Consider the following 955-nt stretch of genomic DNA (forward strand, 5'->3'; position numbering starts at 1 on the left):
CGAAGGCCCGCCAGATCGAGCGCATGGGCGCTGCCCGGCGCGGTCTGCGCCCGCGCCGCCGTGACATGATAATCGAGCAGCGCGACGACGCACGGATCGAAGGTGTCACCAACTCGGATCTGCATCGTCACGGCCTCACTCCGCTTGCGAGCCGCATCTGCATGAGGACCATATCGAGCCAGCGGCCGAACTTGCAGCCGACCTCAGGCATACGGCCAACCTCGGCAAAGCCGAACGAGGCGTGCAGCGCGATCGAGGCGGAATTCGAGGCCTCGATCGCGGCGACCATCGTGTGCTTGTTCAGCGCCGTGGCGCGCTCGATCAGCGCAACCATCAGGCCGCGGCCGATGCCCGCGCGATGATGCCGCTCGTCGACATAGACGGAATTCTCGACCGTGTGGCGATAGCCGGGCCAGGGACGGAAATCGCCGAAGGACGCAAAGCCGACCACATCCCTGCCCTTCATGGCGACCAGAACGGGATAGCCTGCTTCCCGTCGCGCGCGGATCCACGCGCGCCGCGAATCGAGATCAACCGGACCGTCGGTCCAGACCGCCGTGGTGTTGAGCGCGGCATGGTTGTAGATGGCCAAGATATCTCCGGCATCCTCCAGCGTTGCGTCCCGTACGATCAGCGGCATCACATTTTCCCGTAAGAAGTGCCGCGCCGCGTGATGATGACGTAGCGCGCGTCCTGCCTGGTTTCGTTCTCGAAGGTCACGGCGCGCATCACGTCGAAGTCCAGACAGTCGCCGTCGCGCAGGCGAACCGTCTTGGCGTCGATATGCACGCAGACCGCGCCCTCCAGCATCAGGAGCTGCTGGGTGAAGGCGTTGCGGCCCCAGGGGCTGTAGGAGACGCGCGCGCCGGCCGGCAGATCGACGACGATGATCTCGATGCCGCTTGCTGCATCCGGCGGCGAGGCGTGGCGCCGCCGATAGCCGCTGTCGGGATCG

The 955-nt window shown here is 66.1% G+C and carries 2 protein-coding genes and 1 pseudogene; all 3 read right to left on the bottom strand.

Features of this window, described 5'->3' with window-relative positions; genetic code table 11:
- Window positions 1-125: pseudogene (locus tag MOV75_RS42815) on the bottom strand (GNAT family N-acetyltransferase); the annotation flags it as partial.
- A 2-nt stretch (window positions 126-127) separates the two neighbouring features.
- Window positions 128-640: a GNAT family N-acetyltransferase gene (locus tag MOV75_RS39650; protein ID WP_246932921.1), complete on the bottom strand. Its 513-nt coding sequence runs from the start codon at window positions 638-640 to the stop codon at window positions 128-130.
- Window positions 640-955, bottom strand: a 316-nt coding sequence (locus MOV75_RS39655) for a cupin domain-containing protein (protein ID WP_247008289.1), incomplete at its 5' end; no start/stop codon positions are given. The genes MOV75_RS39655 and MOV75_RS39650, both read right to left, overlap by 1 nt.

It is taken from the genome of Bradyrhizobium sp. PRIMUS42, assembly GCF_023006515.1.
Taxonomy (GTDB): domain Bacteria; phylum Pseudomonadota; class Alphaproteobacteria; order Rhizobiales; family Xanthobacteraceae; genus Bradyrhizobium.